Source organism: Sulfuritalea hydrogenivorans sk43H, assembly GCF_000828635.1.
Classification (GTDB): domain Bacteria; phylum Pseudomonadota; class Gammaproteobacteria; order Burkholderiales; family Rhodocyclaceae; genus Sulfuritalea; species Sulfuritalea hydrogenivorans.
The window spans coordinates 3,464,402-3,478,630 of record NZ_AP012547.1 but is presented as its reverse complement, the minus strand read 5'-3'; the positions used below and the strand labels follow the sequence as shown (position 1 = coordinate 3,478,630).

16 protein-coding genes and 1 tRNA gene are annotated in these 14,229 nt (G+C 64.4%); 11 read left to right on the top strand and 6 right to left on the bottom strand.

The annotated features are described in order from the left end of the window. Entirely contained in the window at positions 1-576 is a 576-nt protein-coding gene (locus SUTH_RS16540; RefSeq protein WP_041100815.1) for an SCO family protein, read from the top strand. 68 nt (positions 577-644) lie between these two features. Here SUTH_RS16540 and rpoH read toward each other — a convergent pair whose 3' ends face one another. The 5 genes from rpoH to ftsY all read right to left on the bottom strand — a co-directional run bounded on the left by rpoH (position 645) and on the right by ftsY (position 4,866). Next, positions 645-1,541, bottom strand: coding sequence for an RNA polymerase sigma factor RpoH (gene rpoH, locus SUTH_RS16535; RefSeq protein ID WP_041100814.1), 897 nt, complete (start codon positions 1,539-1,541; stop codon positions 645-647). A gap of 196 nt (positions 1,542-1,737) precedes the next feature. Next, positions 1,738-2,121, bottom strand: a complete 384-nt coding sequence (locus SUTH_RS19150; RefSeq protein ID WP_231851058.1) for a hypothetical protein — start codon at positions 2,119-2,121, stop codon at positions 1,738-1,740. Positions 2,122-2,321: 200 nt separating this feature from the next. After that, a complete protein-coding gene (gene ftsX, locus SUTH_RS16525) occupies positions 2,322-3,221 on the bottom strand; it encodes a permease-like cell division protein FtsX (RefSeq protein ID WP_041100810.1) in 900 nt (299 codons plus the stop codon). Further along, complete coding sequence (locus SUTH_RS16520; RefSeq protein WP_041100809.1) at positions 3,218-3,865, bottom strand: cell division ATP-binding protein FtsE; 648 nt, start codon at positions 3,863-3,865, stop codon at positions 3,218-3,220. Before SUTH_RS16520 ends, ftsX begins: the two co-directional genes overlap by 4 nt. Further along, positions 3,862-4,866 (bottom strand): signal recognition particle-docking protein FtsY, encoded by a 1,005-nt coding sequence (gene ftsY / locus SUTH_RS16515; RefSeq protein WP_041100807.1) that lies wholly within the window; start codon positions 4,864-4,866, stop codon positions 3,862-3,864. Before ftsY ends, SUTH_RS16520 begins: the two co-directional genes overlap by 4 nt. Before the next feature lie 99 nt (positions 4,867-4,965). Between ftsY and SUTH_RS16510 the strand changes: the two genes are divergently transcribed. The 5 genes from SUTH_RS16510 (at position 4,966) to SUTH_RS16490 (ending at position 9,045) form a co-directional block, all read left to right on the top strand. After that, on the top strand, positions 4,966-6,330 hold the full coding sequence (locus SUTH_RS16510; RefSeq protein WP_041100805.1) for a M16 family metallopeptidase: 1,365 nt from the start codon (positions 4,966-4,968) through the stop codon (positions 6,328-6,330). Next, the gene (locus tag SUTH_RS16505) at positions 6,330-7,619 is read left to right on the top strand and encodes a M16 family metallopeptidase (protein WP_084207463.1); all 1,290 of its coding nucleotides are present in this window, start codon (positions 6,330-6,332) and stop codon (positions 7,617-7,619) included. Before SUTH_RS16510 ends, SUTH_RS16505 begins: the two co-directional genes overlap by 1 nt. A 121-nt stretch (positions 7,620-7,740) precedes the next feature. Continuing rightward, positions 7,741-8,274, top strand: a complete 534-nt coding sequence (rsmD, locus tag SUTH_RS16500) for a 16S rRNA (guanine(966)-N(2))-methyltransferase RsmD (protein WP_041100803.1) — start codon at positions 7,741-7,743, stop codon at positions 8,272-8,274. Next, on the top strand, positions 8,271-8,762 hold the full coding sequence (coaD, locus tag SUTH_RS16495) for a pantetheine-phosphate adenylyltransferase (RefSeq protein ID WP_041100801.1): 492 nt from the start codon (positions 8,271-8,273) through the stop codon (positions 8,760-8,762). Before rsmD ends, coaD begins: the two co-directional genes overlap by 4 nt. 31 nt (positions 8,763-8,793) lie before the next feature. Continuing rightward, positions 8,794-9,045: a YfhL family 4Fe-4S dicluster ferredoxin gene (locus tag SUTH_RS16490; protein WP_041100799.1), complete on the top strand. Its 252-nt coding sequence runs from the start codon at positions 8,794-8,796 to the stop codon at positions 9,043-9,045. Positions 9,046-9,052: 7 nt separating this feature from the next. Here the strand turns inward: SUTH_RS16490 and mutM are convergent, their stop codons facing one another. Continuing rightward, complete coding sequence (mutM, locus tag SUTH_RS16485) at positions 9,053-9,877, bottom strand: bifunctional DNA-formamidopyrimidine glycosylase/DNA-(apurinic or apyrimidinic site) lyase (RefSeq protein ID WP_041100797.1); 825 nt, start codon at positions 9,875-9,877, stop codon at positions 9,053-9,055. Between the two features lie 86 nt (positions 9,878-9,963). Between mutM and SUTH_RS16480 the strand changes: the two genes are divergently transcribed. The 5 genes from SUTH_RS16480 (at position 9,964) to SUTH_RS16460 (ending at position 14,193) form a co-directional block, all read left to right on the top strand. Beyond that, entirely contained in the window at positions 9,964-11,670 is a 1,707-nt protein-coding gene (locus tag SUTH_RS16480; RefSeq protein WP_052473728.1) for a tetratricopeptide repeat protein, read from the top strand. A gap of 8 nt (positions 11,671-11,678) precedes the next feature. Continuing rightward, a complete protein-coding gene (locus SUTH_RS18720; RefSeq protein ID WP_052473727.1) occupies positions 11,679-12,209 on the top strand; it encodes an outer membrane lipoprotein LolB in 531 nt (176 codons plus the stop codon). After that, positions 12,202-13,032, top strand: coding sequence for a 4-(cytidine 5'-diphospho)-2-C-methyl-D-erythritol kinase (ispE, locus tag SUTH_RS16470; RefSeq protein WP_041100796.1), 831 nt, complete (start codon positions 12,202-12,204; stop codon positions 13,030-13,032). Before SUTH_RS18720 ends, ispE begins: the two co-directional genes overlap by 8 nt. A 73-nt stretch (positions 13,033-13,105) precedes the next feature. Further along, positions 13,106-13,182 (top strand) — tRNA-Gln (locus SUTH_RS16465). Positions 13,183-13,242: 60 nt separating this feature from the next. Further along, a complete protein-coding gene (locus SUTH_RS16460) occupies positions 13,243-14,193 on the top strand; it encodes a ribose-phosphate pyrophosphokinase (RefSeq protein WP_041100795.1) in 951 nt (316 codons plus the stop codon). Positions 14,194-14,229: the final 36 nt, after the last annotated feature.

Below are 14,229 nucleotides of genomic sequence, written 5' to 3'. Positions count from 1 at the left end.
ATGCGCGCGCTGCTGCTGTCGGTGCTGCTGTTGCTGATTGCCGGCTGCAGCCCGCCGGCCAGGTTCAACGCCACCGAACTTTCCGGGATTGACTGGGGCAGGGATTTCGCCCTCACCGATCACAACGGCACGCCGCGCCGACTGGCAGATTTCAAGGGCCGTACGGTACTCATGTTCTTCGGCTACACGCAGTGCCCCGATGTTTGTCCGACCACCATGAGCAGCATGCGCGAACTGATGGCGAAGCTCGGGGCGGATGCCGAACGGGTGCAGGTACTGTTCGTCACGGTGGACCCCGAGCGCGATACGCCGCAACTCCTGGCGCAATACGTACCGGCTTTTCACCCGTCCTTTCTTGGCCTGTATGGCGATGCGGCGGCGACTGCCGCGACGGCAGGCGAGTTCAAGATCTTCTATCGCAAGCAGCCGGGCAAGACGCCTTCGGCATACACGGTGGACCACACCGCCGGCAGCTACGTTTTCGATCCGCGCGGACGGCTCAGGCTGTATGTCCGCCATGGCGAAACGCCGGAGCGCGTGACGCAGGATATCAAGCGGCTGCTCGCCGGAGAGTAGCGGCAGGACAAATAAAAACGGGCCGCTTCCGAAAAAGCGGCCCGTTTTTGTGATGTCGCAGAAGTTTTTCAGGCTGCCAGCTGGCCCTTCATTTTCTGCATGGCCTTGACTTCGATCTGGCGAATGCGCTCGGCCGACACGCCATATTCGGCCGCCAGTTCGTGCAACGTTGCGGCTTCTTCGCCGTCAGCCACCAGCCAGCGACGCTGAACGATGGCGCGGCTGCGCTCGTCGAGACTGGCCAGCGCCGAACTCAGGCCTTCGTCCTGCATGCGGTCATATTCCTTGCGCTCGAGCATCGCCAAAGGCTCGACGCTGCGATCCGCTGCCAGATAGGCAATGGGGGCGTAGCTTTCCTCTTCGGTATCCGACAGCGGTTCCAACGAGACATCGGCACCTGTCAGGCGCGTTTCCATCTCGATGACCTCTTCCGGCTTGACGCCGAGCTGTTTCGCCACGGCCGATACTTCTTCCGCTCCCAGCGTGTTGAACCCCTGCCGCGAATCGGCATCCTGCGCCAATGAGGCCTTGATGCTGCGCAGGTTGAAGAACAGCTTGCGCTGCGCCTTCGTCGTTGCGATCTTGACCAGGCGCCAGTTCTTCAGGATGTATTCGTGAATCTCGGCCTTGATCCAGTGCATGGCGAACGACACCAGACGCACGCCGCGATCGGGGTCGAAACGCTTGACCGCCTTCATCAGGCCGATATTGCCTTCCTGTATCAAGTCGGCATGGGGCAGGCCATAACCCAGATAGCCGCGCGCAATGGCAATCACCAAGCGCAGATGGGACGTGACCAGCTGGCGCGCAGCGTCAAGATCCTCGTGTTCCCGGAAACGGCGTGCAAGAGCCTGTTCTTCCACTTCGCTGAGCATCGGCACCCGATTCGCCGCAGAAATGAAAGCTTCAATGCTGCCGCTACCGGCAAGCATCGGCAAATGGTCAAGAGACGCGGTATGACTCATGGTACGACCTCCTTTTGGGCAATATTAGCACTCTTGAACTGAGAGTGCCAATTACCGGAAAAGTTCCCGACAAATTTTGTCGGGAATTGTCGGCGGCAGGCAAAATGCGCGGTGCGCCGATTGTCGTTCAGAGTCGGTAGTGGCCGGTATCGAACCCTCGCCGAGGGCGATGGAACAAAGGCTCGAAGGGCAAACCTCAGACTTTCGGCGGGGTCCCCTGAGGGCGCTTCGGCTTTTTGAAAAAGCGTTTTGAAGGCTTGCTGCCAGGAGTTGCATCCTGCCGTCTCGGCTGCTCCGGGCGCCGTCCCTGCCCTTGGCCCGGACCTTGCTGACGCCGTCCAGGCTCCTGCTGCTGCCCCGGCGCTCCCTGAATACGGTTGCCTGGCGCCAGGCAAATCTCGAGTTCGATGATCTCGTCCCAGATGGCGTCGGTGCGCTGATGGTCGGGAATGGCCAGCAATTCCCGCAAGCGACGACGCGGATCCGGCGGCGGCGGTTCGTTGCGTACCGGCTCGGCGGGCGGTTGCTCGGCGGGCGCGGACTCCAGGGGAGGTTGTTCGATGGGTTGTTCTTCGCTCATTTTTGTATTATCGCTCGAATCATGCATTCCTATCCAGTGTTGGCCGCCGCATCAAACGCAATGTGGGTTTTTAGTTACGGCCGCTGCGCTTAACGCCGATAAGTCTGGCATTAGCCTCCACTGAAACTTTGCGCCGCTTCGTTTTAGTTACGGCCGCTGCGCCGGGATTCCCCGGTATTGCCTGTGTCGAAGGCCGGCTTTCAATATTGTCGCAAATGCTGCCGCAAGGAGATCATCGCTCCCAGCCAGCCAAGGCCGGCGGCAAAGCCGAGCAGCATCGCCGAATCGCGCGCGTCCAGGGCCTGCAGGACGAGCGTGAGGTCATACAGGCGCACCAATTCACCCAAGGGCGCACGCAACCAGAATGCCGCCGCGCCTACAAGCAGCCAGGCGACGATACCGCCGCCCAGTCCCAGCAGGACGCCGTAGTAGAGGAAAGGGCGCTGGATGAAGCCATCCGTCGCACCGAGCAACTGGCTCACCTCGATTTCGGCCCGATGGGTGAGTACCTGCATGCGAATGATGCTGAAGCTGATGGCGATCAGCCCGGTTCCGAGCAATATGCCGAGGAGCAGCACGGCCGTGCGTCCGAGCTTCAGCAGGGCGTCGAGTCGGCGCACCCAGGCGGAGTCCAGCTGGACATGCTCGACCTTGGGCCACTGACGGAATTCCACCGCCAGCTTTTCCATCGCCTCGGGCCGGTCGTCGCTGGCGGTGACGACGAAGGCGTCGGGGAACGGGTTTCCCGGCAAGGCCTCGACCACATCGCGCAGACCGGGGTTGGTTTTCATCCGGGCGAGCGTTTCCTCGCGCGGCACGAACTGCACATGTTTCACGCCGCCATATTTGCCGAGGCGCGATTCGATCTCGCTCGCCGCCCTCCGCTCCGCAGTGGTGGCCATGAAAATGGAAATCTGCGGCACGGCCGAAGTCGTGCCGGCCAGGTGCATTGCGTTGGCCAGCAACATCTGGCCACCCGCCGGCAGGGCCAGGGCAACGCCGATGGCGAGCAGGGACAGCAGGCTGTTCACGGGCGCCGCGGCCAGTCTGCGCAGTGCCAGCAGGGCCGCGCCGTTGTGGTGGCCGAGCCAGACTTTCATGGCACCAGTTTCCCGTGATCGAGCTGCAAGCGCCGTGCGCCGGGAAACAGATCGTAGGCGTAGGTTGCGATCAGCAGGGTAACGCCTACGCGGTGGAACTCGTGGAAGATGCGCGCGACATCCGCAGCGGTTTCGTGGTCGAGATGGGCGGTGGGCTCATCGGCCAGCAGCAGGCTAGGTCGATTCACCACGGCGCGGGCGATCGCCAGACGCTGCTGTTCGCCCCCCGAAAGCATGACCGGCAGGGCTTTCTCGCGGTTGGCGAGGCCGACCTTGTCGAGTGCCGCGCGAACGCGCATGGCCGCATCCCTGGCCGGGAAACCGGCGATCGACAGGGGTAGCATGACGTTGTCGAACACGCTGCGATCGAACAGCAGCTTCTGATCCTGGAACACCATGCCGATGCGCCGGCGCAGGAAGGGCAATGCGGATCGGGCCAGGCCGCCGATATTCTGGCCGCCGACCAGAACCGCGCCCCCGGTGGACTTTTCCACGGCCGCAATGAGTTTCAGCAGCGTCGATTTGCCGGCGCCCGAGTGGCCGCTGACCACCACCATTTCGCCCTCGGCCACCTCGAAACTGAGGTCGGACAGCGCATCGATGCCCGGCGGATAGCGCTTGGAAACGCGGTCGAAGCGGATCAAGAGGAAGCACCCGGCGAGGAACCCGATGAGGGTCCCAGCAGCGCTTCGACGAATTCCCCGGTGCGGAAGGCCTGCAGGTCGTCGATGCCCTCGCCGACGCCGATGAAGCGCACCGGTTTCGGACACTGACGGGCGATGGCGGCGAGCACGCCGCCCTTGGCAGTGCCGTCGAGTTTGGTGATCACCAGCCCGGTGACGCCGATCGCCTTGTCGAAGGCCTTGACCTGCTGCACGGCGTTCTGGCCGATGTTGGCGTCGAGCACCAGCAGCACTTCGTGCGGCCCGGTGTCATGGGCCTTCTGGATCACGCGGCGCACCTTGGCGATTTCTTCCATCAGGTGCAGCTGCGTCGGCAGACGTCCCGCGGTGTCGGCCAGTACCACGTCGATCTTGCGGGCGCGGGCGGCATGGATGGCGTCGAACACCACCGCCGCCGGATCGCCGGATTCCTGGGCGATGACGGTAACGCCGTTTCGTTCGCCCCAGGCCGTCAGTTGCTCGCGCGCCGCGGCGCGGAAGGTGTCGCCGGCGGCGAGCAGGACGCTCTTGCCCTGGCTCTGGAAATGTTTGGCCAGCTTGCCGATCGAGGTGGTCTTGCCGGCGCCATTGACGCCCGCGATCATGATGACGAAGGGCTGATGGCCTTCGGCTTGCAGTGGTTGCTCCAGCGGGGCGAGCAGCGTGCGCAGCCCCTGCGTCAGGGCCGATCGCAGCTGGGCCGGGGTTTCCAGCCTGTCGCGCTTGACGGTGGCCTTGAGCTCAGCCAGCAGCCAGTGCGTGGCGTCGACGCCGCAATCCGCCGTCAGCAGCGTGGTTTCCAGATCATCGAGCAGATCGTCGTCGATCTTCGCCCGGCTGAAGAGTTCCGTCAGCGGCGTGTTGAGGGTTTCACGGGTGCGCGAAAGGCCGGCCTTGAGGCGTTCGCTCCATGGAGCGCGTGCCGCTGTCGCCGCTGCCGACGGCGCTGCGGGATCGTCCTTTGTTTTCAGGAAACCAAACATGCGGAATGCTGTCGGAAGCGGGAGCCGCGCTAAGATGCGCGATCAGGATTTTAACAGAAGCCCTTTTCATCCCAACCGCGCCAACCGCCCAGACCTGACATGAAACCATTGCTCGCCGCCTCAGTTGTGCTGGCTTTCGCCGTGTCGCCAGCGCCGACTCTTGCCAACCCGTTCGAAACGAAGCTCGCCAACGGCTTGCGCGTCATCGTCAAGGAAGACCGCCGGGCGCCGACGGCGGTGCATATGGTCTGGTATCGCGCCGGCAGCATGGACGAAAAGGATGGCACCTCGGGTGTCGCCCATGTGCTGGAGCACCTGATGTTCAAGGGTACGAAGAACCTGCGTCCGGGCGAATTCAACAAGCGCGTGGCCGAAGCCGGTGGCCGTGACAACGCCTTCACCAGCCGCGACTACACGGCGTATTTCCAGATCGTGCCGAAGGCCGCACTGCCTGACATGATGAAGCTCGAAGCGGACCGCATGGCGAACCTGACTCTCGATGCCAAGGAGTTCGCCGCCGAGATCAAGGTGGTGATGGAAGAGCGGCGGTTGCGCACCGACGACAATCCGCATGCCCTGGTGCATGAAGCCTTGAATTCGACGATCTTCCAGGTGCATCCCTATCGGCGCCCGATCATCGGCTGGATGGACGATCTCGAACACATGACCTGGCAGGACGCGCGCGACTGGTATCGGCAGTGGTACGCGCCGAACAACGCCTACGTGGTGGTGGTGGGCGACGTCGATCACCGCGAGGTATTTCGCCTGGCACAGAAATACTATGGCCCGCACAAGCCGCACGCCCTGCCGGAACGCAAGCCGCAGAACGAACCCGAGCAGGCGGGCATCCGCCGGGTAAGCGTCAAGGCACCCGCCAAGCTGCCTTACCTTGCCATGGCATGGAAGGCCCCAAAGTTGCGCGATGTGCAGAAGGATCGCGACCCGTATGCACTGGATGTGCTGGCGTCGGTGCTCGATGGGCACGAGGCTTCGCGCTTTGCCAAAAACCTGGTGCGCGGCAGTCGCGTCGCCCAGTCCGCCGGCGCCGGCTACGATCCGACGCTGCGCGGCGAGACGAACTTCGTCCTCGACGGACAGCCGGCCGAAGGCAAGACCATTGCCGATCTCGAAGCGGCCCTGCGCGGCGAAATCAAGCGCATTCAGGACGAGGGCGTCTCGGCCGAGGAGCTCGCCCGGGTCAAGACCCAGTCCATTGCCGCCCAGATATATAAACGCGATTCGCTGATGGCGCAGGCCATGGAAATCGGCGGTGCCGAGGCGGCGGGGCAGTCATGGCGCGACATCGACACCCTGCTCGAAAAAGTGAAAAGCGTTACGGCGGAAGAGGTGCAGGCCGTGGCGAAGAAATACTTCAAGGACGACACGCTCTCCATCGCCGTGCTCGATCCGCAGCCCATCGAACAAAGCAAACCGAAGAAGCCCTCCGGGGCAGCGAGGCACTGATGCGTACACTGATTGTTCTGCTGCTGTCTTCCATTGTCCCGTCGCTCGCTTTTGCCGGCGTCAAGATCGAACACTGGACGGCTCCCTCCGGGGCGCAGGTCTATTTTGTCGAGACACGCGTGTTGCCCATCCTCGACGTCCAGATCGATTTTGCCGCGGGCAGCGCGTTCGTTCCCGCGGGTAAGTCCGGCCTGGCCAGTGTGACGCACGGCCTGCTGGAGACCGGCGCCGCGGACCTCGATGAAGAGCAGATTGCCGGACGCCTGGTCGACATCGGCGCGCGCCTGGGCGGCGGCGTCGACAGCGACCGCGCCAGCGTCAGCATGCGCACGCTCTCGGCCAGGGCGGAGCGCGAGGCGGCCTTGAACCTGATGCGCACCGTCCTGTCAGCGCCGACTTTCCCGCAAGCGGTGCTGGAGCGGGAAAAGGGACGCACCATCGCCAGCATCCGCGAAGCCGAGACGCGTCCCGACACCATCGCCGGCAAGCGTTTCGCCGCCGCGATCTACCCCGACCATCCCTACGGCGTCAGCCCGACCGTGGACAGCGTGGGCGCCATCACGCGCGAGGACCTCGTCGCATTTCATCGTCAGCACTATGGCGCAAAGGGCGCCGTCGTGTCGATCATCGGCGACGTATCAAGGGCGGAGGCGGAGGCCATTGCGCAGCATTTGACCGAAGTGCTTCCCGCGGGAGGCGGCAAGCTTGTCCCGCCGGACGTGAAAAAGCCGCTGCGCGGCACGCTCAAGATCGCCCACCCGGCGGCACAGAGCCATATCCACATCGGCCTGCCGGCGATCCGGCGCAGCGACGCGGACTACTTCCCGCTGCTGGTCGGAAACTACACCCTGGGTGGCGGCGGCTTCGTCTCGCGGCTGATGAAGGAAGTCCGCGAAAAGCGCGGCTACGCCTACAGCGTGTATTCCTACTTCGCGCCGCGCAAGCTCGAAGGACCGTTCGAGATTGGCCTGCAGACCAAGCGCGAGCAGGTTCCGGATGCGCTCAAGGTGGTGGATGAAGTACTCACCGACTACATCGCCAAGGGCCCGACGCCGAAGGAGCTGGCGGCGGCGAAGAAGAACCTGGTCGACGGCCTCGCGCTGCGCATGGACAGCAATGCCAAGCTGCTCGGTTATCTTTCCGCGATAGGCTTCTACGGCTTGCCTCTGACCTATCTCGACGAATTCCCGGCCAAGGTGAAAGCAGTCACGGTCGAGCAGGTCAAAGCCGCCTTCGCCCGCCACGTAAAGGCCGAAAACCTGATGACGGTGATCGTCGCGGCTGACTGAACGATGCCGCCCTTCCCCCACCCCCCTTCCCAGGGAAGGGGGTGACGCTGGTTCAGCGGCGCGATGCGCCGCTTTCGTCATCGTTGCTGACGCCGCCTTGGGGCGGCCCTGCGGTGGCGTAGTGAGCCGCATCCGCATCACCGGCGGCGAATGGCGCAGCCGCCTGATCGAGGTGGCCGACGCGCCTGGCTTGCGGCCGACACCGGATCGGGTGCGCGAGACCTTGTTCAACTGGCTGGGCCAGGATCTGAGCGGACTTTCCTGCCTTGACCTGTTTGCCGGCAGCGGGATTCTCGGCTTCGAGGCGGCTTCGCGCGGAGCCGCCCCTGTCGTCCTGGTGGAGCGTTCGCGCCCGGCGTTCACGGCGCTGAAGAAACATGCCGATGGTTTTGCGAGCCCGCATGTGGAACTATTTTGCTGCGATGCGCTAAAATTCGTGCCCTCGTCCGGTCGGCGCTTCGATCTGGTGTTTCTCGATCCGCCGTATGGACAGGGCTGGCTGGCGCGCATCGAGCCCCGGCTGGAGCAGTTGGCTGCGCCGAACGCAAGACTGTATGCGGAGGCCGAGATGCCTCTGGAGCGGCTGGGCCGCTGGTCGGTCGTCAAGCAGGGGCGCGCCGGCCAGGTTTTCTTTCACCTGCTGGAGCAGGCATGAGCAAGAGCATCGCCGTTTATCCGGGGACCTTCGATCCCCTCACCAGCGGTCACGAGGATCTCGTGAGGCGTGCCTCGCGGCTGTTCGAGCGGGTCATCATCGGCGTTGCCGAGAGCCGCAGCAAGCGCCCGATGTTTTCACTGGCCGAGCGGGTCGAGATCGCCCGCGAAGTGCTGACGGATTACCCCAACGTCGAGATCCACGGCTTCGACTGCCTGCTCATGGATTTCATGCGCCAGCATGGCGCCAGCGTGATCATGCGCGGTCTGCGCGCCGTTTCCGACTTCGAATACGAGTTCCAGATGGCGGGCATGAACCGCAATCTCTATCCCGATGTCGAAACCGTGTTCCTCACGCCGTCGGACCAGTACATGTTCGTCTCCGCGACGATGGTGAGGGAAATCGCCTCGCTGGGCGGCGACGTTTCCAAGTTCGTGCCGCCGCAGGTCCAGAGACGGCTTGCCGCGAAGATCGAGAAGCGCAACTAATCATTCTGCAGAAAGCCAAAAGGAAAAAATCATGTCCCTGATGATCACCGATGAATGCATCAACTGCGACGTATGCGAGCCCGAGTGCCCGAACAACGCGATTTCGCAGGGCGATGAAATCTACATCATCGATCCGAACAAGTGCACCGAGTGCGTCGGCCACTTCGATACGCCGCAGTGTCGCGAAGTCTGCCCCGTCGATTGCATTCCCGACGATCCCAACCATGTGGAATCGAAGGACCAGCTGATGGCGAAGTTCCTTCAGCTGACCGCGACGAAGTAAGCAAGCTTTAGCGCTGGCAGCGGGCGCAGAAAAATGTCGCGCGCTGTCCCTGCCGCAGTTCCCGGATGGGGTGCCCGCAAACCCGGCAGGGCTCGCCGCCGCGGCCATACACGAAATACTGCTGCTGGAAATAGCCCGAGCTGCCGTCGGAACGAATGAAGTCGCGCAGGCTGCTGCCGCCGGCAGCGATCGCTGCCGCCAGCGTCGTCTTGATCGCCGGCACCAGGCGTTCCAGGCGTTTCAGGGAGACCTTGCCCGCCGGCGTGCGCGGATCGATTCCGGCGCGAAACAGGCTTTCCGACGCATAGATATTGCCGATGCCGACCACGCGATGGCTGTCCATCAGGGTCGGCTTGATCGCCGCCGCGAGTCCGGCAAGTTCCTGTTTGAGCCATGCGGCACTGAATTCTTCGGTCAGCGGTTCGACACCGAGCACGGCCAGCAGCGGATGCCGCAGTGGGTCGGCCTCAAGCCAGAGGATGGCGCCGAAGCGGCGGGGGTCGCGCAGGCGCAGGGCCACGGATTTGCCCTTGATGGCGAACAGCAGATCGAAATGATCATGCTTTTCGGCGGCGAGCCCGGCCGGAACCAGCCGCAGACTGCCCGACATGCCGAGATGGATCAGCAGATGGCCGTGGCCGAAATCCAGCAGCAGGTATTTGCCGCGGCGCTTGACCGCGAGCAGGCGTGATCCGGCGAGCGTTCGGTCGAGGTGTTTCGGCAGCGGATAGCGCAGCGCCGGCGTTCGCGCAATGACGCCGACAACCCGGCTGCCGGTCAGCGCCGGCGCAATGCCGCGACAGGTGACTTCGACCTCGGGAAGTTCAGGCATGCCGGGACCGGTACGAAACTGCTAACATCGCCGCATTGTATGTGACGCCGCGTTTGACGGCAGTGTTTGGCCCTGGTACCGCGCCCATGAACTTGTCCCCCTCCGTTTTTGCGCTTTCGCTGGCACTGGTCAGTACCGCGACATGGGCGCAGGCGCCCGATGCGAAAGCACCCGACGCGCCGGCGCAGGCGAAAGCCGGGGATCGGCTGCCGAAGCAGGAGCTGACGGGGCAGATCCTCTATCAGTTCCTGCTTGCCGAAATCGCTGCCCAGCGCGGCCAGTTCGGGCTCTCGGCCGGTGCCTACCTTGACCTGGCGCAGAGCACGCGCGACCCGCGGATCGTGCGCCGGGCGGCAGAGATCGCCTTTCATGCGCGGCAGTACGATTCCGCGCTGGAGGCCTCCCGCTTGTGGCTGAGCCTTGAGCCGGAATCCCAGCAGGCACGCCAGATGCTGGCGACCCTGTTGCTCGCCAGCGGACGCATCGAGGAACTGGCCACCAGCCTTGCCCGCGACCTGGCGGCGGAAGGCCCGCAGATCGGCGATGCGCTGATCCGCATGGTGCGCGCGTTTGCCCGTTATCCCGACAGGCTTGCGGTGCAGCGGCTGTTCGATCAACTGACCCAGCCCTACCTCGACCTTGCCGAAGCCCGCCTGGTGCGCGCCCAGACAGCGGTTGGCGCGGGGGATGCGGACCGCGCGCGCAGCGAAATCGAGCGGACACTGGAATTGCGCCCGAGCTGGGAACTGGCGGCCCTGTTCAAGGCGGAGCTGTTGCCCAAGGGAGCCGCGCAACTTGATTTCCTGAAAACCTGGCTGGAGTCCAATCCGGATGCCAAGGATGTGCGCCTGGGGTATGCCCGGGGCCTGGTGAGCGAGAAGCGCTACGAAGCGGCGCGGGTCGAGTTTCGCCGCCTGCTGTCGACAAGTCCCGACAATCCGGACATGCTCTACGCTGTCGGCATACTCGCGCTGCAAGTCAATGATGCCGCCGAAGCCGAGCAGCAACTCAGGCGTTTTGTCGAAATCGGGCGCGGCGAACTGGATCCGGCGCGCTTCTACCTGGGGCAGATCGCCGATCAGTCCGGACGTCCCGACGAGGCGCTGCGCTGGTACGACCAGGTGTTGGCCGGCGAACATGCGCTGCCGGCGAAGGTGCGGGCCGCCCAGGTCCTGCTGCGCCAGAACAAGCTCGACGAGGCGCGCGAGCGGCTGGCGGCGGCGCGTGCCGGTGCGCCCGGCGACGCCCGCCTGGTGGTGGCGGAGTCCCAGTTGCTGCGCGATGCCGGGCGCCATGCGGAAGCCTTTTCCTTCCTCGCCAAGGCCCTGGAAGTCCAGCCGGACCAGCCGGACCTGCTCTACGAAACCGCGCTCACGGCGGAGAAGCTCGGTTACGTGGATGTCATGGAGCGCCACCTGCGCCGCCTGATGGTCCTCAAGCCGGATTCGGCGCAGGCCTACAACGCGCTCGGCTACTCGCTGGCTGACCGCAACCTGCGCCTTGACGAAGCCGCGCAACTGCTCGAGAAGGCCTTGTCGCTGGCACCGGACGATCCCTTCATCCTCGACAGCAAGGGCTGGCTGCTGTTCCGCCAGGGAAATTTCGCCGCGGCGCTGGAGGCCCTGCAAAAGGCCTACTCGCAGAAACCCGATGCCGAGATCGCCGCTCACGTCGGCGAGGTGCTGTGGGCGCTTGGCCGTTCCAGCGAGGCATTGGTGGTCTGGCGCGAGGCGACCAAGGCGCACCCGACCAACGAAGTGCTGGCCGCGACCATCAAGCGATTCGTACCCTGAGTTCCCCGATGCAGCACTGGCTGGTTTGCCTTGCCGCCTTGTTGATGGGCGCCTGCGCCGAGCTCGCACCGCCAGCCGATTCATCGCCCCGCCTCGGCCCGCCGCTCGCGAGCGTCAGCGCCGAAGGCCGCATTTCGCTGCGTCAGGGCGAACGCCGGGACCATCTGCGTTTTCGCTGGGAGCATGCGCCGGGCAGCGATGTCGTGCTGCTGATGTCGCCGCTGGGACAGGGCCTCGCCGAGCTGACGCACGACAAGGATGGCGCGCGGCTGAAGCAGCCGAACCAGGCGACGATTACCGCCGACACCCTGCCGCAACTGGCACAGCGCGTCCTTGGCGCGCCGCTGCCGCTGGAAGCCATGGCCGACTGGCTGCGCGGTGCCCGTGCGGAGTTGAGCGGCGAGGTTGACGGCTGGCGCGTGGTGATCAGCGATACGTCGGCGTTCCGCCAGCGCCGACTCTTGCGCGTGCTGGAAGCGCACCGCGAGGATGTCGACTTCAAGCTCGTCGTCGATGACTGGGACGCCCCAAATGAATGACTGGGATCGCGACTGGCCGGCGCCGGCCAAGATCAACCTGTTCCTGCATGTCGTCGGTCGCCGTGCCGACGGCTACCATTTGCTGCAAACCGTGTTCCGCTTCCTCGATTTTGGCGACACGATCCGTTGCGAGCCGCGCAGCGACGGCCGCATCGCGCTGGCCACGCCCTTGCCTGGCGTACCGCCCGAGACCGACCTGACGGTCCGCGCGGCGACCGCCTTGCGTGCCGCCACCGGCGCCACGGCGGGGGTCACGCTGCATGTCGACAAGCGCTTGCCGATGGGCGGCGGGCTGGGCGGCGGCAGCTCGGATGCGGCGACGACGCTGATGGCGCTGAACCGCCTGTGGCGCACCGGTCTCGATTCGTCCGCCTTGCAGCGGATCGGCCTTGGCCTCGGCGCCGACGTGCCGATCTTCGTCCACGGCCGCACGGCCTTTGCCGAAGGCATCGGCGAGCGCTTCACCGACCTCGTTCCCCCGCCGGCCTGGTATCTGGTGCTGGTGCCCGCCGTGGCGGTGCCCACGCTTGAAATTTTTCGTTCCGCGCAATTGCGCCGCGACACGCCGGCCATTGCCGACGACGACTGGCGCCCGGGCTTCGGCCACAACGATCTGGAAGCCGTCGCCTGCGCGCTTTATCCTGAAGTGGCGCGGCATTTGGATTGGCTGCGACACTACGGCGAGGCACGCATGAGCGGTTCGGGTGCCTGCTGTTTCGTCGAGTTCGCGCGGGAGCCGGAGGCGCGGGCTGCCCTGGCGGCGTTGCCCCCCGGCATGAAAGGCTTTGTTGCGGCCGGACTGGACCGGCATCCGCTCGCATGATTTGACAGCGGGAGCGAAAACCCCGAAAATGCGCGTCCTTTCGACCTCCGCTCTCAAGGCAGGGTGTCGATGTTGGGGAGTCGCCAAGTTGGTTAAGGCACTGGATTTTGATTCCAGCATGCGAAGGTTCGAATCCTTCCTCCCCAGCCAACCCTTCACGGATCGCGCCGGCAGGACTCTTTCCTTCCAGCTTCACTTGAGCAGACCGACATGGCCTACGACAGCCTGATGGTATTCACTGGCAATGCCAATCCCAAGTTGGCAGCGGATGTCGTCAAGCGTCTGAACATCTCGCTCGGCCGCGCCAATGTCGGCCGTTTTTCCGATGGCGAAGTCAGTTGCGAAATCCTCGAGCATGTGCGCGGCCACGACGTATTCGTCCTGCAGTCGACCTGCTATCCGACCAACGACAACCTGATGGAACTGCTGGTCATGGTGGACGCCCTGAAACGGGCCTCCGCCGGACGCATCACCGCCGCCATTCCGTATTTCGGTTATGCCCGCCAGGATCGCCGGACGCGCTCCGCGCGCGTCGCGATCACGGCCAAGCTGGTCGCCAACATGCTGCAGACGGCCGGGGTGCAGCGCGTGCTGACCGTCGACCTGCATGCCGACCAGATCCAGGGCTTCTTCGACATCCCGGTAGACAACGTGTATGCGGCGCCGATCCTGCTCGGCGACATCTGGAAGCAGCGCCACGAGGACCTGCTGGTGGTCTCGCCCGACGTCGGCGGCGTGGTGCGGGCGCGTGCGCTGGCCAAGCGCCTCGAATCGGATCTGGCGATCATCGACAAGCGCCGGCCGAAGGCCAACGTGTCGGAAGTCATGAACATCATCGGCGAAGTCGATGGCCGCACCTGCGTCATCATGGACGACATGGTCGATACCGCCGGCACGCTGTGCAAGGCGGCGCAGGCACTCAAGGAACATGGCGCCAAGAGCGTGCTGGCCTACTGTACCCACCCGGTGCTGTCGGGCAGCGCCATATCGAGGATCATGGAGTCCGAGCTCGACGAACTGGTCGTGACCGACACCATTCCCCTGTCGGACGAAGCCCGCGCCTGCAAGCGCATCCGCCAGATTTCAATCGCCGAGCTGATGGCCGAGACCATGTTGCGCATCAGCAACGAGTCCTCCGTCTCCTCGCTGTTCATGGACTGATTTTTTAGTTTCGGCCGCTGCGCTTAACGTTGATAA